Raw genomic sequence first — 19,317 nt, forward strand, 5'->3', positions numbered from 1 at the left:
GGCCCCAAGGGGGTCTTCCCCTACCCACGGGTCTCGGTCCACGAGCTCGCCGGACCCGCCCGAAGCCGGCCGGCCGGCCGGGCCGGCGGGAGGTCAGGAGAGTGTGGCGTCCTGGTCCGGGCTCTCGTCGGCGCGCGGCACGTACCGCAGGACGCCCCACATGCTGTGCTCGTCGGGGGCGTCCTGCGGACCGTTCTGCTCGCACGCGGCGAGCTCCTTGCGCAGGGCGGCGGCGTCGATGCCGGAGCCGATCAGGACGAGCTGGGTGAGCCGCTCCTCGCCGGCGGGCCAGGGCTCGGGGTAGAAGCGCAGGAAGCGGCCGACCGCGTGCACGGCGTAACGGTTGTCCGGGTCGGCGGCGCCGAAGTCGACGAACCCCTTGATCCGGTAGAGCCCCTCGGGCCTGGAGTCCAGGAAGGTCATCAGCCGGCGCGGGTGCAGCGGGACGGAGGCCGTCAGCGAGAGCGTCTCGTAGGCCGCGTGCGGGTGGACGTGGGTGTCGTCGCCGGGGCCGTACAGGATGTCCTCGATCGACATCTGGCCCTCGATCTCGTCCTCGGGGACGACCCGGTCGAAGAGCAGCTCCGGCTCGATCCGGCCGTGGGAGGCCTCGACCACGGCGGCGCGCCCCGCGAGGCCGGCCACGGTGTCCCGGACGGCCCGGAGGCGGTCCTCCGGGACCCGGTCGGCCTTGTTGACGACCACGAGGTCGGCGAGGGCGAGGTGCCGGTCGGTCTCGGGGTGGAACCGCCGGGTGGCGTCGAACTCGGCCGCGTCGACGAGCTGGACGAGCCCTCCGTAGACGATCCGCCCGTTCTCGCTGGCCAGCACCATGCGGACCAGTTCCTGCGGCTCGGCGAGGCCGCTCGCCTCGATGACGATCACGTCGAGCCGGGACTCGGGCCGGGTCAGGACCTCCAGGTACTCGTCGAGCTCGCTCGCGTCGACCGCGCAGCACAGGCAGCCGTTGCCGAGGGAGACGGTGGAGCCCACCTGTCCGGCGACGGTCATCGCGTCGATGCCGATGTCCCCGAAATCGTTGACCATGACCCCGATACGGGTACCCCGGGCGCTGCGCAGCAGATGGTTGAGGAGCGTCGTCTTCCCTGCCCCGAGAAACCCGGCGAGGACGACGACGGGAATCTGCTGCGTGCTCAAGGGTCGTGCCTCCGGTCGCGGGTTCCTTCCCACAGCGGTGGGAAGGCCCCAGGATAGGCGTGATCGTCCGAGGACGACCGAAACCACCGGCCGATCCGCCGCAGGGACACCGGGACAGCCCGGCGATACGGGCCCAGCGGGGGAACCGGGGCCGGCATTTCCGGTCGTGGGGCTCGGACGCTTACCTTTTCTGGCATGAGCCCCGCACAGACCAGCCCCGCGCGGCCCCTCGCGCGCCGTCGGCGGTTCGGGTGGCCCCGGCGGGTGTTCGCGCAGGTCCTGCTGATGCAGCTGGCCATCGCGACCGGTGTGACCGTCCTCGCCACCGGTCTCTTCCTCGCCCCCCTCAGCGCACAGCTCGACGACCAGGCCATGCGGCGGGCCCTGGCCATCGCCGAGACCACCGCCTCCCCGGGGCTCGCCGCCGGCCTCGTCGGCACCCCGCCCTCGGCGCGGGGCCCCGTGCAGACGGAGGCCGAACGGATCCGGGTGTCCACGGGCGCCGAGTACGTCGTCGTCATGGACACCCGCGGGGTGCGCTGGTCGCACACCGACCCCGCCCAGATCGGCCGGCGCGTCTCCACCGACCCGAGCGCCGTCCTCGCGGGGCGGGAGGTGATGGAGATCGACAGCGGCACGCTCGGCCGCTCGGCACGCGGCAAGGCTCCGCTGCGCGACGCGGACGGCCGGATCATCGGCGCGGTCTCCGTCGGCATCGAGTACGACAGCGTCCGCGACCGGCTCCTCGCCGCGATCCCGGGCCTCCTCGCTTATGCGGGCGGGGCGCTCGCGGTCGGGGCCCTCGCCGCGTACCTGATCTCCCGACGGCTCCAGCGCCAGACACACGACCTGGCCTTCTCCGACATCTCCGCGCTGCTCGCCGAGCGCGAGGCCATGCTGCACGGCATCCGGGAGGGTGTCGTGGCCATCGACCGCACCGGCTCCGTACGGCTCGTGAACGACGAGGCACAGCGCCTGCTCGGCGTCGGCCCCGAGGCCGCGGGCCGGCCCGTGGACGAGGTCCTCGGCCAGGGCCGTACCGCCGACGTCCTCACGGGCCGGGTCACGGGCGAGGATCTCGTCACCGTCCAGGGCCACCGGGTCCTGATCGCCAACCGGATGCCCACGGACGACGGCGGCGCCGTCGCTACCTTGCGCGACCGCACCGAGCTGGAGCGCCTCGGGCGCGAGCTCGACTCGACGCGGGGCCTGATCGACGCCCTCCGCGCTCAGGACCACGAGCACGCCAACCGGCTGCACACGCTCCTCGGCCTCCTGGAGCTGGACATGCACGAGGAGGCGGTCGAGTTCGTCACCGAGGTGGTCGGAGTGCACCGGGCGACCGCAGAGCAGGTCACGGAGAAGGTCCACGACCCGCTGCTCGCCGCGCTCCTGGTCGGCAAGGCGACCGTCGCCGCCGAGCGCGGCGTATCACTGCGGATCTCCCCGGAGTCCCTGCTGCCGGACCGGCTCGTCGACCCTCGTGAGCTGGTCACGGTCGTCGGCAATCTGGTCGACAACGCCCTGGACGCCGTCGCGGGCACGCCGGGCGCCCGGATCGAGGTCGCGTTCCGCACCGACGGCCGTACGGTCGTGCTGCGGGTCACGGACAGCGGCCCCGGCGTCCCCGAGGAGCGCCGCGAGCTGATCTTCACCGAGGGCTGGTCGACGAAGGAGCCGCCGCCCCACGGCAGGCGCGGGCTCGGTCTCGCCTTCGTGCGCCGGCTGGCCGAGCGCCGGGGCGGCACGGCCCGTGTGGCCGGGGCCGCGGACGGGGGCGCGGAGTTCACCGTCGTCCTCCCCGACGCCCTGACCGAACCGGAGCCCGGCGGAGCCGCCCTCTCGCCGGAGCCCGCCGGGGAGGCGGCGCGATGATCGACGTGCTCGTGGTGGACGACGACGTACTGGTGGCGCGGATCAACGCCGCGTACGTCGCCAAGGTCCCCGGCTTCCGGGTGTCCGCCACCGCCCACTCGACCGCCGAGGCGCTGACCGCCCTGGCCGAGCACCCCGTGGACCTGATCCTCCTCGACCACTACTTGCCGGACGAGAACGGCCTCGCCGCCGTACGGGAGCTCCGCGCGCGCGGCCACCAGTGCGACGTGATCATGGTGACCGCCGCCCGGGACGTGGCCACCGTGCAGGCGGCGATGCGCCACGGCGCGCTCCAGTACCTGGTCAAGCCGTTCAACTTCGCCGGGCTGCGCTCCAAGCTGGAGGCGTACGCGGCACTCCGGCGCGCCCTGGGAGCGGGCGGCGAGGCGGAGCAGGCCGAGGTGGACCGGATCTTCGGGGTCCTGGCGGCGGGCACCGTCTCCCCTGACTTGCCGAAGGGGCACTCCCCCACCACGGCCGAGCTGGTCCGGCAGGTCCTGCTCGCCGCCGGCGGCCCGCTCTCCGCTCAGGAGATCGCCGAGCGGTCCGGCGTGAGCCGCCAGACCGCCCAGCGCTACCTCAAACTCCTCGAACGCACCGGCCGGGTGAGCCTCTCCCTCCGGTACGGCGAGACGGGCCGTCCCGAGCACCGGTACGCCTGGGCGTCCTCACCGCCCGCTCCCTGAGGCGCGCTCCCGCTCGCAGGGGGGCTCTCCCCCTCAGACGGCCCCGGCCCCGGTCAGCGCCCGGACCTCGGCCTCGGCGTGCCGTGCCTCGTCGGGCGGCTCGGTCGAGGTGACCGTACCGATCCAGCCCGCGAGGAACCCGAGCGGGATGGAGACCACGCCGGGGTTCTGCAGCGGGAAGACGTGGAAGTCGACACCGGGGAACAGCGCCTCCGGGCTGCCCGAGACGACCGGCGACAGCAGGACGAGCAGAACCGCGGGGACCAGCCCGCCGTACACCGACCAGACCGCGCCCCGGGTGGTGAACTTCCGCCAGAACAGCGAGTAGAGCAGGACGGGCAGGTTGGCCGAGGCGGCGACCGCGAAGGCGAGGCCGACGAGGAAGGCCACGTTGAGATCGCGGGCGAGCAGGCCGAGTCCGATGGCGGCGGCGCCGATCCCGGCGGCCGCGAACCGCGCCACGGTCACCTCGCTGTACTGCTTCTTCGCGTGCCGGCGGCGCAGCGAGCTGTACAGGTCGTGGGCGACGGAGGCCGAGGAGGCGAGGGTGATCCCGGCGACGACGGCGAGGATGGTCGCGAAGGCGACGGCGGCCACGATAGCGAAGAGCACGGTGCCGCCGGTGGACCCCGCGCCGCCGCCGAGGTCGAGGGCGAGCAGCGGGATGGCGGTGTTCCCCGACGCGCTGGAGGCGCGGACCTCGGCGGGTCCGATCAGGGCGGCGGCGCCGAAGCCGAGCACGATGGTCATCAGGTAGAAGCTGCCGATGAGGCCGATGGACCAGACGACGGACCGGCGGGCGGCGCGGGCGGTGGGCACGGTGTAGAAGCGCGACAGGATGTGCGGCAGTCCCGCGGTGCCCAGGACCAGGGCGATGCCGAGGCTGATGAAGTCGAGGCGTGCGGTCCAGTCGCCGCCGTAACGCAGCCCCGGGGCGAGGAAGTCCCGTCCGTGGCCGCTGCGGTCGGCCGCGGTGGCCAGGAGGCTGTTCACGTCGCCGTGGAAGCGGAGCACGACGAGGACGGTGAGCGCGATCGTGCCCGCCATGAGCAGGACCGCCTTGACGATCTGGATCCAGGTGGTGGCCCGCATGCCGCCGAGCGACACGTAGATGACCATCAGCGCCCCCACGCCGATCACGGTCCAGGAGCGGGCCGCCTCGCTCGTGCCGCCGAGCAGGAGCGCGACCAGGCTTCCGGCGCCGACCATCTGGGCCACGAGGTAGAGCACGGAGACGGCCACGGAGGAGGTTCCGGCGGCGATCCGCACCGGCCGCTCGGACATCCGCGCGGCGACGACGTCCGCGAGCGTGAACCGCCCGCAGTTGCGGACGAGTTCCGCGACGAGCAGGAGGACGACCAGCCAGGCGACGAGGAAGCCGACGGAGTACAGCATGCCGTCGTAGCCGTAGAGCGCGATCAGCCCGGAGATGCCGAGGAAGGAGGCCGCGGACATGTAGTCGCCGGCGATGGCGAAACCGTTCTCCATGGGCGAGAACAGCCTGCCCCCGGCGTAGAACTCCTCCGCCGATCCGTGCCGGTTGCGGCTCACCCAGGTGGTGATCCCCAGGGTGACGGCGATGAAGACGCTGAAGAGCACGAGCGCCAGGGTCTGATGGTCTCCGGTCACCGCTGCGCCACCCCTCTGGTCATCTCCTGCGTGTCCCAGCGGAGTTCGAGGGCCGCCCGGTCCCGGCGCAGCCGCGCGTGGCGCGCGTAGGCCCAGGTCAGCAGGAAGGTGGTGAGGAACTGGCCGAGCCCCGCGACCATGGCCACGTTCACCGCGCCGGCGACGGGCCGTGCCATGAGCCCGGGCGCCGCGGTCGCCGCGACGACGTAGGCGAGGTACCAGAGCAGGAACGCGAGGGCGGCCGGGAAGACGAACCGGCGGTAGCGGCGGCGCACTTCCTGGAACGCGGGGCTCCGCTGGACCTCCAGGTAGACCTCCGCCGCGCTGGGATCGCGCTGTCGCGGCACTGCCGAGTCGTACTGCTCCACCGGCCAACTCCTTGTCAGCGAACCGTTTCGGTCGCGTGCCCAAGGATGGACAGAGCGGGAAGATCCCGGACTCTTCTCCTCCCCCTCTTCACCCCATCAGGTGACAGATGCCCCCTGTGGCCTGACCGGGCCGTGCTGATATGCGTACCGCACGGCCCGGTCCTGTCCGTGGCCTCTGTCAGGCGTCGATGCGCGAGCGGTCGAGCGTCGCCGCCGAGCTGGTGATGAACTCCTTGCGGGGCGCCACGTCGTTGCCCATGAGGAGGTCGAAGACCTGCTCCGCCGAGTCCAGGTCGCCGATGTTGATCCGGCGCAGGGTGCGGTGGCGCGGGTCCATCGTGGTCTCCGCGAGCTGGTCGGCGTCCATCTCGCCGAGACCCTTGTAGCGCTGGATGGAGTCCTTGTAGCGGACCCCCTTGCGCTGGAACTCCAGCAGGGTCTGCCGCAGCTCGCCGTCCGAGTACGTGTAGACGTACTTGTCCTGGCCCTTCTTGGGCTGGACGAGCTCGATCCGGTGCAGCGGAGGCACGGCGGCGAAGACGCGTCCGGCCTCGACCATGGGCCGCATGTAGCGCTGGAAGAGCGTCAGCAGCAGACAGCGGATGTGCGCGCCGTCGACATCGGCGTCGACCAGCAGGACGATCTTCCCGTAGCGGGCCGCGTCGATGTCGAAGGTGCGGCCCGAGCCCGCTCCTATGACCTGGATGATCGCCCCGCACTCGGCGTTCTTGAGCATGTCCGAGACCGAGGACTTCTGGACGTTGAGGATCTTGCCGCGGATCGGCAGCAGGGCCTGGAACTCGCTGTTGCGCGCGAGCTTGGCCGTACCGAGGGCGGAGTCCCCCTCGACGATGAAGAGCTCGCTGCGCTCCACGTCGTCGCTGCGGCAGTCGGCGAGCTTGGCCGGCAGGGAGGACGACTCGAGCGCGGTCTTCCTGCGCTGCGCGTCCTTGTGCTGACGGGCCGCGATCCGGGTCCTGGCGGCGGCGACGGCCTTGTCCAGGACGGCGCGGGCCTGCGCCTTCGCGTCGCGCTTGGTGGAGGTCAGGAAGGCCTTGAGCTCCTTGGCGACCACGTTCGCCACGATCCGGCGGGCGGCGGAGGTGCCCAGGACCTCCTTCGTCTGCCCCTCGAACTGCGGCTCGGCGAGGCGGACCGTCACGACGGCCGTGAGCCCCTCCAGGGCGTCGTCCTTGACGATGTCGTCCTCGGCGACGCGCAGCATCTTGGCCGAGCGGAGCACTTCGTTCACCGTCTTGGTGATGGCCTGCTCGAAGCCGGAGACGTGGGTGCCGCCCTTGGGGGTGGCGATGATGTTGACGAAGGACTTGACCGTGCTGTCGTAGCCGGTGCCCCAGCGCAGCGCGACGTCGACGGCGAGCTCGCGGGTGACCTCGGTCGGGGTCATGTGGCCGCGCTCGTCGAGGACCGGGACGGTCTCCTTGAAGGTCCCCGTGCCGGTGAGGCGCTGGATGTCGCAGACGGCCTTGTCCTGCGCGAGGTACTCGCAGAACTCGCTGATGCCTCCGTCGAAGCGGAAGGTCTCCTCGCTCTTGCCGATCCCGGCCAGGTCCCGCTCGTCGCGGACGACGATCGTGAGGCCGGGCACGAGGAAGGCGGTCTGCCGGGCGCGCTGGTGGAGCGTCTCCAGCGAGAGCTTGGCGTCCTTGAGGAAGATCTGCCGGTCCGCCCAGTAGCGGACCCGCGTGCCCGTGCGCGTCTTGGGGACGCGCTTGCCCTTCCGCAGGCCGTTGCCCGGGTCGAAGGGGCTGTCGGGGCCCTGCTCCGTGAAGATGCCGGGCACGCCGCGGCGGAAGCTGATGGAGTGCGTGGAGCTGTTCCGGTCGACCTCGACGTCGAGGCGGGCCGACAGGGCGTTGACCACGGAGGCGCCGACGCCGTGCAGACCGCCGGAGGCGGCGTACGAGCCGCCGCCGAACTTTCCGCCGGCGTGCAGCTTGGTCATGACGACCTCGACGCCGGAGAGCCCGGTCTTCGGCTCGACGTCGACCGGGATGCCCCGGCCGTTGTCCCGGACCTCGACGGAGCCGTCGTCGTGGAGGATGACGTCGATGTGGTCGCAGTAGCCACCGAGGGCCTCGTCGACCGAGTTGTCGATGATCTCCCAGATGCAGTGCATCAGGCCGCGGCTGTCGGTGGACCCGATGTACATACCGGGGCGCTTGCGGACCGCTTCGAGCCCTTCGAGTACGAGCAGGTGCCGCGCGGTGTAGTTGGAAGCGTCACGGTCTGCGGTCAGCAGCGCACTGGACGGCACGGACGTTTCGGCGGTCACGCGGTTCGCTCCTCGCTGAATTTGAAAACTGGCCCGGTGGGGTAAGGCCCGGCGTCGTTCACCGGTCAGAGGGTACCGATGCCTGGTAGAGCCGTTGTCACGCCACCCTCCCCGTTTCCTCATGCTAGTCCAGAGTCGTATGGATGTTCGATCCCTCGAAGGGGTGACGCGAACATCACGTTCCCTTCCAGGCATGAACCATTTAGGCTCCGGGCACGTCCTCATCAACAACCGGCAACCACGCCGGGAGGACGCACCGACACAAGCAACGCGAAATCCGTAGAGCGATGCAATACGGCTCATTCGCCGCCAACCGGCAGCAGACAGCCACCTTGGGAAAAAGTTTCGAGGAAAAGCCACGAGCGGGAACGTTTCCGGCCTGGTTGGATGTTGACCCTGGTACGACAGCTCGTCGAGCTAGAGAAGAGGCGACGTGACTACTGTTCTGACCCCCGCGAGCCCCCTGACGGCCGCTGACCGCTGCGACCGCTGCGGCGCCCAGGCGTACCTGCGCGTCGTCCTGACCAGCGGAGGTGACTTGCTCTTCTGCGCCCACCACGGCCGCAAGTTCGAGCCGGAACTCAAGAAGATCGCCGCTGAGATACAGGATGAGACGGACCGGCTCACCGACGTGCCGGCGCGCACGACGGGCGACGAGCACTGACGCCTCGCACACCCGACGAGCCCAGAGCCGGTCGCTGACCGGACGGCGGGCGGCCACCCCCGCAAGCCAGGGGGGTGGCCGCCCGTTCTCGTACGCGCTCCCAGCCGCCCGTAGCCGGCCCAGGCCCGCCCGGTAGCCGACCCAGGCCCCGCCCATGGCCGCCCGGACCCGGCTCCGTGCCCGCCCACGCCGCCCGTACCAGCTCGTAGCCACGGGCGCCGGGCGCACTCGTCAGATCCGCTCCGGCAGCACCGCCGAGACCCTCGTGTAGACCCCCGGGTTCTCCGCCTGCCCGCAGCCGCTCCCCCAGGACACCAGGCCGACGAGAAGCCCCTCGGCCACCAGGGGTCCGCCACTGTCCCCCTGGCACGCGTCCCTGCCGCCCTGCGGGTCGCCCGCGCACAGCATCGTGTCGCTGCGGTACGGGACGCCGAAACCGCCCGGGTACGCCCGCTCGCACGCCGTGTCCGGCAGCACCTGGACGCGGGCCGTCCGCAGCGTGGAGGCGTAGGTCCCGTTGCCGGTCGTGTCACCCCAGCCGTAGACGTCCGCCTCCGTACCGGGCGTGTACGCCGGATCCCCCGCGCGGGCGACGCCGATCACATACGACTGCGGCAGCGCGCTCGCCAGTGTCAGCACCGCGAGATCGCCCGAGTTCGTCGTCGGGTCGTAGTCGGGATTGATCCAGGTGTCCGCGATCCCGACCTCCTGCCCGCCCTGCCCTCGCAGCGCGGCACGGCCGGCGATGACCACGAAGTCGCGCACCTCCCACGGCTCGCCCCCGAGGACCTCTCGGCCCAGGCAGTGGGCCGCCGTGAGCACCTTGGTCGGCGCGACGACGACGCCGCCGCAGAACTGCCCCGCCCGGGTACCCCCGAACCGGTCACGACTGGACAGCGCCACGACCCACGGCGCGTCCGCGATCAGGGCCTGCCGGCCGCCCACGACGACACTGTCGGCGGCCGCGGGGGCGGCGGTGGCGACCTGCCCCGCCGCCGCCGTGATCAGGCCCAGGGCACCCGTCAAGGCACGGGTGAAGGGACCATGCATGGAGCCTCCTGACTCTCCGGTGATGTCGGTTCACCCAGCGTCCTGCACGCGTCCGTCCCGTGCACCCGCGCACACGCGAAGGGCCCGGTTCCTCCCTTTCGGGGAACCGGGCCCTTCGTGTGTCGCTCTGTGCCTCGAAACGGATCAGTCGAGGTAGTCGCGCAGGACCTGCGAACGCGACGGGTGGCGCAGCTTCGACATCGTCTTCGACTCGATCTGACGGATCCGCTCGCGCGTCACGCCGTAGACCTTGCCGATCTCGTCCAGCGTCTTCGGCTGGCCGTCGGTGAGGCCGAAGCGCATCGAGACGACACCCGCCTCACGCTCGGAGAGCGTGTCGAGCACGGAGTGCAGCTGCTCCTGGAGGAGCGTGAAGCTCACCGCATCGGCCGGCACGACCGCCTCGGAGTCCTCGATGAGGTCACCGAACTCGCTGTCTCCGTCCTCACCCAGCGGGGTGTGGAGGGAGATCGGCTCACGGCCGTACTTCTGGACCTCGATGACCTTCTCAGGGGTCATGTCGAGCTCCTTGGCCAGCTCCTCCGGGGTGGGCTCACGGCCCAGGTCCTGGAGCATCTGGCGCTGCACGCGCGCGAGCTTGTTGATGACCTCGACCATGTGCACCGGGATACGGATGGTGCGGGCCTGGTCGGCCATGGCGCGGGTGATCGCCTGACGGATCCACCAGGTGGCGTACGTGGAGAACTTGTAGCCCTTGGTGTAGTCGAACTTCTCGACCGCACGGATCAGACCCAGGTTGCCCTCCTGGATCAGGTCCAGGAACAGCATGCCGCGGCCGGTGTAGCGCTTGGCCAGCGAGACCACCAGACGGAGGTTGGCCTCCAGGAGGTGGTTCTTGGCCCGACGGCCGTCCTCGGCGATGATCTCCAGCTCGCGCTTGAGCTTCGGAGCGAGCTTGTCCGAGTTCGCCAGCTTGTCCTCGGCGAACAGACCGGCCTCGATGCGCTTGGCGAGCTCGACCTCCTGCTCGGCGTTGAGCAGCGGGACCTTGCCGATCTGCTTGAGGTAGTCCTTGACCGGGTCGGCGGTGGCACCGGCGACGGCGACCTGCTGCGCCGGAGCGTCGTCCTCGTCCTCATCGGACAGGACGAAGCCCTTGCTCTCGCCCTCGGTCTCTTCCTCCTCGCCCTTGCCGGGCGCGGCGTCGTCGAGCAGCTCCTCGCCCTCGGCGTCGTCGGCGTCCTTCTTGGACGTGGCCTTCTTGGCCGTCGTCTTCTTGGCGACGGTCTTCTTGGCCGTCGTCTTCTTGGCGACGGTCTTCTTCGCGGCCGCCTTCTTGGCGGGCGATCCGGCCTCGTCGGCCAGGTCGTCACTGTCCGCCGCAGGAGCCGTTGCGGCCGAGACGGTGGTCTTCGTCACGGTCGTCCTGGCAGTGACGGTCTTGGTGGCGGTGCGCTTGGCCGGGCTCTTCGCAGCGACGCTCTTGCGGGCGCGCTTCGGCGACTCCGCTGCACTGACCATCAGCGTCACACCCTCTTCCTCGAGGATCTGATTGAGGCTGCGCAGAACATTCTTCCACTGGGTTGGCGGAATCTGGTCGGCTTCGAAGGCCCGACGCACGTCATCGCCGGCGATCTGCCCATCAGCCTTTCCCCGCTCGATGAGCGCCATCACAGACTCGGACTCGGCGATCTCCGGCGGGAGCGTACGGGATGTGCTGGCCGACACGAACAACCTCTCGGAACGATGGAAACGGCTTCCGGCCCCGCCCTGGATAGGGCCGGAGCCGACGACCGTCGACGGGGAATGTGCCGACGGCGCGGGCTGGGCCGGGGAACTGCACAGCGCCTCGAACGGCTGCTGTATTCCTTCCTCGGCTGTCACCTCTTAGGTCATCGCACGGCTCGGAGGAGTGTTACGCCCAATCTTCGTGGCCCGAGTCACACCTCATATGCGGCGAAACAGCCGAAGCGGTAGATGATGGCACATTCGCGCCGCCGGAACCCTGGCGCCATCCGGGGAGACCCGACCGGGCTCCCCGGAACGCGCTCGGACCCGGCGGCGCGCGATGCGTGCGCCTCCGTGCTCCCGGCCACGACCCGCGGTCAGTGTTCGCGGGGGGCGGGAACGACGCGCTCCACCTCGGGGTGGACGGTCAGCAGCTGCCGCATGGCGGCTTCGGCGCCCTGCGCGTCCCCCTCGGCCAGGGCGTCGACGATCCGGGCGTGGTGCCCGAGGCACGCCTCGCTCGGGCGGTCGCAGCCCGTGACGGGACCCCCGGAGACCTGGAGCGCCGAGCCGACGATGCCGGAGAGGTGCTCCAGCATGCGGTTCCCTGCGAGCTGGATGAGCAGGGAGTGGAACTCGGTGTCCGCGCGGGAGAAGGTGATCGCGTCGCCCTGGGCGTACGCGTGCCCCATGATCTCGACCATGTCGGAGAGGCGCTGCTGGACGTCCTCGCGGCCGTGTCCGGCGGCGAGGCGGGCGGCCAGGGGCTCGATGGTCCAGCGCAGCTCGTTCAGCTCGCGGCGCTGGTCGTCGCGCTGCGGGCCGAAGGCGCGCCACTCGATGATGTCGGGGTCGAGGAGGTTCCAGTCGCTGACGGGCCTGACGCGCGTGCCGACGTTGGGGCGGGCGCTGACGAGACCCTTGGCCTCCAGCACGCGCAGCGACTCGCGCACGACGGTGCGTGAGACCTCGAAGCGCTGGCCGATCTCCTCGGGGACGAGGGGGCGGTCGGCCCCGAGGTCGCCGGAGACGATCATCTGGCCGAGCTGCTGGACGAGCTGGCCATGGAGCCCCCGGCCCCGGCTGCCGGTGCTGCGGCGGCCGACGCGGCCCAGGTCGGTGTCCACGCCCTCCCAGGAGGGCGGACCCACGCGGCCGGCGCCGGGCGCCTCCGCGTAGGGGTAGCGGTCGAGATCGCCCGGGGCGCCGAGGCCGGACTCGACGGGACGGGCGGCGGTCATCATGGTGTGCGCAAGGGTACTCACGCATCCTTTGTCGGCGTTGCTTCCGTGACCCTTGAGGTCTTTGGTGAAAAGCACACGAAAGGGTGATCGGCACCCCCTACACAATTGACGATTATTCGGACATAGAGGGCAATTTTTAAGGGAGTTGCCCGAAAACCGGAATCTTTCGATCCGCAAGTGATCACCAACGGGCCCTCCGGCGAAGCCCGGTGAACACATAGGCGCACAGCAAGCCGGTCAACATCAGCGAGAGCCCCACCCCTGCGGGCTGTCCGACCACCCGCACCACCCCCGCCAACCACCGGTCCACACCCGGGGACCACTGCGGACCGGCGATCTCGCGCAACCGCGCCGGCAGCCCGGCGACCGAACGCACCGACGGGCCCGTGAGCACCAGCTGCAGGAGCGGAACGAAAGCGACGGGTACGGCGAGGACCGCGGCCACACCTGCGGCGGCGGCCCGGAACACCCCGGCGCCCAGCACCCCCGCCCAGGCGCATCCGACGAGCAGCCCCAGCCAACTCGCGCAGAGCGAAGACCAGTTCTCCGGAACGGGGATCAACTCGCCTCCGTAGACGAGCCTCAGGGCCCCCAGGTCGGCCGCCACGACGAGCGCACCGAGGCCGAGGGCCACGGCCGCCGCCACGACGAGTTTGGCGAGCAGCAGACCGAGCCGCCGGGGCACGGCGCCGCGGCCCGCGGTGAGCGCGGGGTAGCGGTACTCCTCACCGAAGGAGAAGGCGCCGATCAGCCCGGCCCCGAGGGCGGCGGGCGGCAGCGGGGAGATCGCGGGCCACCCGGCGAGGACGACGGGCAGCGCGGTCGAACCCCCGCGCGCGAGGAGCAGGGCGAGGGTCACGGAGACGAGCAGGACCACCGCCACGACGAGCGAGGTACTCGGCACGCCGACAAGCCGGCGGAGCTCGTACCGCAGCGGGCGGGAGGGCGAGCGGGCCGGCCTCCGGGCGCGGGGCCTCTCCTCGGTCGAGTCGCCACGAGCGGGGGTACCCGACACCGGCTCGGCGTCCCGCCCGGGCGCACCGCCTTCCGTCGTTCGGGGCGCGGGCGCCGTGTCGCCGGTCTCGTCGGCGAGCCGGTGGACGACCACGCCGTGCCGGAACGCGGTGTCTCCGACGGCGGCGCAGTCACTGCCGTAGACCGACAGCAGGTTGCCGTCCTCCGCGACCACCTCGACCGGCCGGCGGGCGGCTCGGGCCTCCTGGGTCACCGCGGCGGCCAGTCGCGCTACGTGCGGGGTGCGGACCGCGACGCGGGGCCGCAGCCGGGTGCGCGCGAACTCGGTCGCGTCCTGGTCGGCGACGACGCGGCCGCCGTCGAGGGTGACGACCCGGTCGGCGTTGCGGGCCGCGTCCTTGGGGTCCTGGGTCGTGTAGAGCACCGTCCCCCCGCCGGCCGCGTGTGCACGCAGGAGCTCGTACACCCCCGCGCTCTCGGTGACGGAGAGACCGGCACCCGGTTCGTCGAGCAGCAGGGCGTGCGGGGTGCCCAACAGGGCGCATGCCAGGCCGAGTCGGCGCTCCGCACCGAGCGGAAGGGTGCCGATCCGTCGCCCGTCGAGGCCCGCCAGACCGACGGACCGCAGCACTTCACCGGCCCGGGCGACGGGAGTTCCGGAAGCGGCGCAGAGCATCCGCAGCTGCCCGCGGACCGTGCGGGAGGGGTGCCCGGGGACGTCGCCGAGGAACACGCCGACCTCGCGCGACGGATGGGCCACGCCGTGCAGAGGGCGGCCCCGGAAGTACGTGATCCCGCGGCCCGGATCGAGGTCGAGCATGAGCCGGAGCGTGGTGGTCTTGCCGGAGCCCGGGGGACCGAGGAGCGCGGTCACGGCACCGGGCCGCGCCTCGAAGGTCAGATCGTCCACGGCGGGCGGGCGATCGCGGCGGGGAGTGCTGGTCAGTCCGATTGCCTGGAGCATCGCTTCTCTCGCGGTAGGTGACACCGCTCCGCGGCAGGGCGGCGCTACCGCAGCAAGATAACGCTACATTTCGGACTTTCGGTGCAGGGTGGGCGCCCTGGGGGCCGGACAGCCGGGTCGATCAGACCTCGGGGCGCAGCATCGGCGGGTTGAGGAGAGTGGCTCCACCTGCCCTGAAGAGCTGGGCGGGACGGCCTCCCTGACGGGTCGTGGTGCCGCCTGCGGGAACCAGGAAGCCGGGCGTGCCGGTCACCTTGCGGTGGAAGTTCCGCGGGTCGAGGGCGACGCCCCAGACGGCCTCGTACACGCGCCGCAGCTCTCCGACGGTGAACTCCGGCGGACAGAACGCCGTGGCCAGGGAGGAGTACTCGATCTTGGAGCGGGCCCGCTCCACCCCGTCGGCGAGGATCTGCGCATGGTCGAAGGCGAGGGGCTCGGCTCCGCCACCCGGGACTCCCCTGCCCGCCGCTCCCGCGTCCCCGGCCGGCACGTCCTCGCCGAGCAGCTCCCCGACCGGCTCCCAGCGGGCGCTGTTCGCGTCGCCGCCCGCCCGCGGCGCGGGAAGGTCGGGTGCCAGCGCCAGGTGTGCGACGCTGACCACCCGCATCCGCGGGTCGCGGTCGGGAGCCCCGTACGTGGCCAGCTGCTCCAGGTGCGCACCGTTGCCCGGTACGGGCGGCGGGTCGCCCGGGTCGTGGGCGTGGAGTCCGGTCTCCTCGACCAGCTCACGGGCGGCCGCGGCACCGAGGTCCTCCCCCTCCCGGACGAAGCCGCCGGGGAGCGCCCACCGTCCCTGGAACGGCGGTTCCCCTCTTCTCACGATCAAGGTGCACAGCGCGTGGCGCCGCACGGTGAGCACGACCAGATCGACGGTGACAGCGAAAGGCGGAAAGGCCGACGGGTCGTAGGGAGACATGCCGCGATCATAGTCGTCTCCCTGACGATAAACACGCGTCGCGGAAGGATCGGCGACGACTTCTTCGCCGCGCCGCGAAGCTTCCGTCGTGTCTGCGCCCGACATCCCGTCACACCCCCAGTTGAAGGCCCTCTGCGGCCTCCTCGACCATACCGAGACCGAGCCGGCCGACCCGCACGGCGAAGGGCTCGCCCGCCACCACGAGTCCCGAAAGGCGGATCGCTCCCAGCGGGGCCGACGGCATCGGGTGCACCGCCACCGAGCGCCCCGGCGCGTCGGGGCGGATCCCGGCGAGGGCGACGAGCGCCTGGACCGCTCCGGCCGCCGCGACGGCCGCCGGTCTGCACGCGGCCGGGTGCGGCACCGGGCGCCCTCCCGCCGTCCGCTGCTCCCCCGCGTACATCTCGGGGAGTCGGTAGTCGAAGGCCGCCGCGGCGTCGAGCAGCCCGCGGAGCAGGGACGCGGCCTCCTTCTCGTGGCCGGCGGCGGCGAGGCCGGCCACGGCGACCGACGTCTCGTGCACCCGGACCGCGCCGGCCCGGTGGCCGAAGGGGTTGTGGCCGGGTTCCTTGGTGCCCAGGCCACGCAGCCCCCAGCCGGAGTCGAGGGCCGGGGTGGCGAGCAGTCGGGCCACCTGCTCCGTCTCCGCCCGGTCGAGCATGCCGTGCGCGTACCGGCCGCCGCCCAGCAGTCCGGTGTCGAGCAGGTGTGCGGCCCAGCCACCCAGCTGGGACCAGGTCCGGCCGTCCGGCGCGCGGGCGACGGCGGGCCGGCCACCCGCCCGGTCGTCGAGCCAGAACTCGCGCCGGAACCCCTCGCGCAGTGTCCGTGCCCCCTCGCGCAGGTCGTCGCCCCCGGGCCTCCCACAGGCGTCGAGCAGGTCGGCGCCGAGCAGGGCCGCACGGTGCGCGTGGGCCTGCGTCTCCGCCCGCCAGGGCCCGGCGGGCCCCGGGTCGGGCACGAAGCCGCTGTGGCCGAGCCTGCGGCGCAGCCAGCCCAGGCATCGCTCCGCCACCGGAAGAAGCTCCTCCAGGTCCGCGGCGGGAAGCCCCCAGCGACGGGCCTCCGCGAGCACGACGGGAAAGGCGAGCGTGGCCTCGATGCCCGTGCAGCGGGGCGGAAGGTGCGGGCCGGCGTCCCTGAGGGGGCCGGGGAGGCGGCCGGACTCGCTCCCTGTTCCCTGGAGTTGGGCGCGGCCCAGCGCGCGGAGCGTGGTCGCGGCAAGCCGGGTCCCGAGAGGCAGGACCATGCGGGCTGCCCAGAGTGCCTCGGCGGTGACCGGTCCGCAGCGCCAGGGGACGCCGGCCGCGAGATGGACGTCGGCGGGGTGGGCGGGGTCCCGCTGGAGCAGGGCCCGCAGATCCTCGACGGAAGCGCGCAGCAGCTCCCCCGGACGCGGGTCGTCGCCCTCGGCCCACGCCTCGGCGATGAGGTGACCGCCGGGTCGCCCTCCGCCGGATCCCGTGGAGGCCGCGGGCCCGGCAGCCCGGTCGCCGCGCACCTGAAGCCGGATGGTGAACGGCGCTCCGGGAGCCAGTTCGGCCTCCCATCGCAGGACGCCCGCCGCCGCCAGGGAATCCATGGGAGGCGGGTCCGCGGTGACGGCGACGGACCGTCCGTCGCCCGCGGTCCAGCGCAGTCCGGTGCCGTGGACGCTCGCGGCGAGTTCGGGTCCCGTCCTGCCGGACGCCACCGCGCCCAGGTCCGCGAGATCCGTGCCCAGAGCGATCTCCACGGGGAGTCGGAGGAGGCGGGCGGTCGCGTTGCGCAGGGTGATGCGCTCGGCTCCGTCGGCGCCTCGCGAGCGCTCGACGCCGAGCCCGGGATCGGGCCCCGCGTCCCCGGGGACGCGCAGGACTCCGAGGAAGACGGCCCGGTCGGCGGTCGCCATCCGCCCCTGGAGCGGGAGGGGTTCGCGCCCCGCCACCCGCAGGACGCAGCGGGACAGGAGCCGTCGGCCCGCCGCGTACACGCCCTCGGGTCCGTCTCCGGTGAGCTGGCCGTGCTCGGCGCAGACGGCGAGGGCGGGCAGGGCGACGCAGAGGAGCGCGCCGTGCACCGAGGGCAGTTCGCCCGGCCGCGTCGCGGGCGGGGGCGCGGCGCCCACGCCGGACGCGGGTCCGTGCGCGGGTCCCTTCGGGTGTCCTGCGGGGCGTCCGGGGGCCGGGACGGGGCTGAGGGCCATGGCGGGTGTGGGGTGCTCTCTGTGCGGTCCGGGCGGCCGGCGGGGCGTCGGCGGCACGGTGCGTCCGCCGCCAGAGAGCTGAACGCGCGCGCGGGCGGCCGGGTCACGGTCGTCATCGGCCGCTCCTGCTGCCGCGCTGCCCGCCGTGGCGCGGGGCGCTGGTCCTCGGCCTGCCCGTGGCCGGGCCGCTCGGCCGGACTCCGGCCGGTGCCCCGCGGTCCCCTCCGGTCTGCCGGCCGGGCTTCCTGAGGCTCTGCCGGGCGCTCTGGGGGCGGGCGGCGGTCCGGGTCCTGACCCGCCGGGTGGACGCGGGAACGGCCTGCTCCGTCGCGGCGCGGGTGTCCCGCTCGCTCCTCAGGCAGGAGCGCAGCGACTCGGGGTCCAGTCCTTCGTTACACGCCTGGTGCAGCAGTCGGGCGAAGACGTACTCGGGATCGGCGTCGAGGGCGAGCCCCAGGGCGACCCGGGCGGTCGGTTCGTCGCCGGTGGACCAGGCCGCCCAGCCCGCGAGGGTGAGCGGCGCGGCGGCGTGCTCCTGGTACGGGGTGACGCAGCGGCGGGCCAGGACGCGCCAGAGCCGTAGGGCGGCGGTGCCCTCCCAACCCTCCATCCATTCGGCCGCGCGGTCCCGGGTGGCCCGGTCCTGGAGGCCCAGGATGAGCGCGGCCGCCTCCTCCGTACCGATCAGGGCGTCGTCGGCCGCGTCGGCCGCCGCCACCCCGTCGGAAGGCTGCGTGCGGGCGGCCGGGTCGGCGAACCGCCGGAGGATCTCGCGGGCGGTGCGCAGCGTCGTCTCGCGCACCTCTTCACGTCCCTGGCCGGGCGGACCTTCGAGGATCCGGGGCACGATCGCAGCGGCGGCCGCGTCGAGGGCGGCACGCTGCGGTTCGTCTCCGGGCGTGCCGTGCGGCTTGAGCCGGGCCTCCATGTCCCGGAGCGAGCCGCGGACCCGGATTCCGGCGTAGGCGGCGGTCGCCGCCGTCACCGAGGTGCCGGTGAGCCCCATGGGCGTGCCGCCGGGCGGGCAGCACCGGTCGTTCGGGCAGCAGTAGGAGAAGTAGAGCCCGTCGGAGATGCAGAGGGCTTCGAAGACGGGGATGTCGAGGGCGCCGCAGGCGGTGCGCAGCCGCTGCGCGAAGGGGCGCAGCCGCTCCATGACCCTGCTGCCCGTCTCGCCGGGCTCCGGGTCCTGGCACAGGAAGACGACGATCCCGTCCGGTCGGTCGCCGTTCCGGTCGCCGCTCTCGACGAGGCATTCGGCGAGGTGTTCCGCGGTGGACGCCCATTCGTGGGGTGAGCGCGGGATACCGAGCCTGACCCGGCCGCCGAAGCGGCCGCGCTCGCCGTGGAGGCCGACCAGGACGACGGAGTCGGTGGGGTGGAAGCCCAGCATGTAGGGCAGGGCGTCGGCCAGTTCCGCCGGGCCGCGCAGGGTGATCCGCTGGGGACGGGAGGGGACGCTGGATTCGTGGTGATTCGCGTTCATGGTCACGACGGTCTCGTGATCTCCCGAATCCCGAAACCCCTGTGGATAACTCCGGAGCGTGACGCCCGCGGCCCCGTGGAGTTGTCCACAGGGCCGACGTCGTGGCGGCTCCGAAACCCCTATGCTCGTGAC

The 19,317-nt window shown here is 72.5% G+C and carries 14 protein-coding genes; 3 read left to right on the top strand and 11 right to left on the bottom strand.

What is annotated here, in order from left to right:
* Window positions 1-93 precede the first annotated feature (93 nt).
* The gene (locus tag OG357_RS09795) at window positions 94-1,158 is read right to left on the bottom strand and encodes a CobW family GTP-binding protein (RefSeq protein WP_329620793.1); all 1,065 of its coding nucleotides are present in this window, start codon (window positions 1,156-1,158) and stop codon (window positions 94-96) included.
* 195 nt (window positions 1,159-1,353) lie between these two features.
* Here OG357_RS09795 and OG357_RS09800 point away from each other — a divergent pair, with 195 nt between their 5' ends.
* Both OG357_RS09800 and OG357_RS09805 read left to right on the top strand, forming a co-directional pair.
* Window positions 1,354-3,033 carry a sensor histidine kinase gene (locus OG357_RS09800; RefSeq protein ID WP_329620794.1) on the top strand — a complete coding sequence of 560 codons (1,680 nt, stop codon included), beginning with the start codon at window positions 1,354-1,356 and terminating at the stop codon, window positions 3,031-3,033.
* Window positions 3,030-3,719, top strand: coding sequence for a DUF7342 family protein (locus OG357_RS09805; protein WP_329620795.1), 690 nt, complete (start codon window positions 3,030-3,032; stop codon window positions 3,717-3,719). The genes OG357_RS09800 and OG357_RS09805 overlap by 4 nt, the downstream gene beginning before the upstream one ends.
* Before the next feature lie 33 nt (window positions 3,720-3,752).
* Here the strand turns inward: OG357_RS09805 and OG357_RS09810 are convergent, their stop codons facing one another.
* The 3 genes from OG357_RS09810 to OG357_RS09820 all read right to left on the bottom strand — a co-directional run bounded on the left by OG357_RS09810 (window position 3,753) and on the right by OG357_RS09820 (window position 8,012).
* The gene (locus OG357_RS09810; RefSeq protein WP_329620796.1) at window positions 3,753-5,348 is read right to left on the bottom strand and encodes a solute symporter family protein; all 1,596 of its coding nucleotides are present in this window, start codon (window positions 5,346-5,348) and stop codon (window positions 3,753-3,755) included.
* Window positions 5,345-5,734, bottom strand: a complete 390-nt coding sequence (locus OG357_RS09815; protein WP_329625547.1) for a DUF485 domain-containing protein — start codon at window positions 5,732-5,734, stop codon at window positions 5,345-5,347. Before OG357_RS09815 ends, OG357_RS09810 begins: the two co-directional genes overlap by 4 nt.
* Window positions 5,735-5,894: 160 nt before the next feature.
* On the bottom strand, window positions 5,895-8,012 hold the full coding sequence (locus OG357_RS09820; RefSeq protein ID WP_329620797.1) for a DNA gyrase/topoisomerase IV subunit B: 2,118 nt from the start codon (window positions 8,010-8,012) through the stop codon (window positions 5,895-5,897).
* A gap of 433 nt (window positions 8,013-8,445) precedes the next feature.
* On the opposite strand from OG357_RS09820, the gene OG357_RS09825 reads away from it, so the two are divergent.
* Window positions 8,446-8,676 carry a DUF7455 domain-containing protein gene (locus OG357_RS09825; protein ID WP_024754955.1) on the top strand — a complete coding sequence of 77 codons (231 nt, stop codon included), beginning with the start codon at window positions 8,446-8,448 and terminating at the stop codon, window positions 8,674-8,676.
* Between the two features lie 231 nt (window positions 8,677-8,907).
* Here the strand turns inward: OG357_RS09825 and OG357_RS09830 are convergent, their stop codons facing one another.
* The 7 genes from OG357_RS09830 to OG357_RS09860 all read right to left on the bottom strand — a co-directional run bounded on the left by OG357_RS09830 (window position 8,908) and on the right by OG357_RS09860 (window position 19,185).
* Entirely contained in the window at window positions 8,908-9,726 is an 819-nt protein-coding gene (locus OG357_RS09830) for a S1 family serine peptidase (protein WP_329620798.1), read from the bottom strand.
* 144 nt (window positions 9,727-9,870) lie between these two features.
* The gene (locus OG357_RS09835; RefSeq protein WP_329620799.1) at window positions 9,871-11,415 is read right to left on the bottom strand and encodes an RNA polymerase sigma factor; all 1,545 of its coding nucleotides are present in this window, start codon (window positions 11,413-11,415) and stop codon (window positions 9,871-9,873) included.
* Window positions 11,416-11,792: 377 nt separating this feature from the next.
* The gene (locus OG357_RS09840; RefSeq protein WP_317599857.1) at window positions 11,793-12,680 is read right to left on the bottom strand and encodes a FadR/GntR family transcriptional regulator; all 888 of its coding nucleotides are present in this window, start codon (window positions 12,678-12,680) and stop codon (window positions 11,793-11,795) included.
* 160 nt (window positions 12,681-12,840) lie between these two features.
* Window positions 12,841-14,598: an ABC transporter ATP-binding protein gene (locus tag OG357_RS09845; protein WP_329620800.1), complete on the bottom strand. Its 1,758-nt coding sequence runs from the start codon at window positions 14,596-14,598 to the stop codon at window positions 12,841-12,843.
* 121 nt (window positions 14,599-14,719) lie between these two features.
* The gene (locus tag OG357_RS09850; protein ID WP_329620801.1) at window positions 14,720-15,514 is read right to left on the bottom strand and encodes an NUDIX hydrolase; all 795 of its coding nucleotides are present in this window, start codon (window positions 15,512-15,514) and stop codon (window positions 14,720-14,722) included.
* A 109-nt stretch (window positions 15,515-15,623) separates the two neighbouring features.
* Window positions 15,624-17,699, bottom strand: coding sequence for a glycogen debranching N-terminal domain-containing protein (locus OG357_RS09855; protein ID WP_329620802.1), 2,076 nt, complete (start codon window positions 17,697-17,699; stop codon window positions 15,624-15,626).
* A 112-nt stretch (window positions 17,700-17,811) separates the two neighbouring features.
* On the bottom strand, window positions 17,812-19,185 hold the full coding sequence (locus tag OG357_RS09860) for a DUF4192 domain-containing protein (protein WP_329620803.1): 1,374 nt from the start codon (window positions 19,183-19,185) through the stop codon (window positions 17,812-17,814).
* Window positions 19,186-19,317 lie beyond the last annotated feature (132 nt).

The sequence above is a fragment of the Streptomyces sp. NBC_01255 genome, from assembly GCF_036226445.1.
GTDB lineage: Bacteria > Actinomycetota > Actinomycetes > Streptomycetales > Streptomycetaceae > Streptomyces.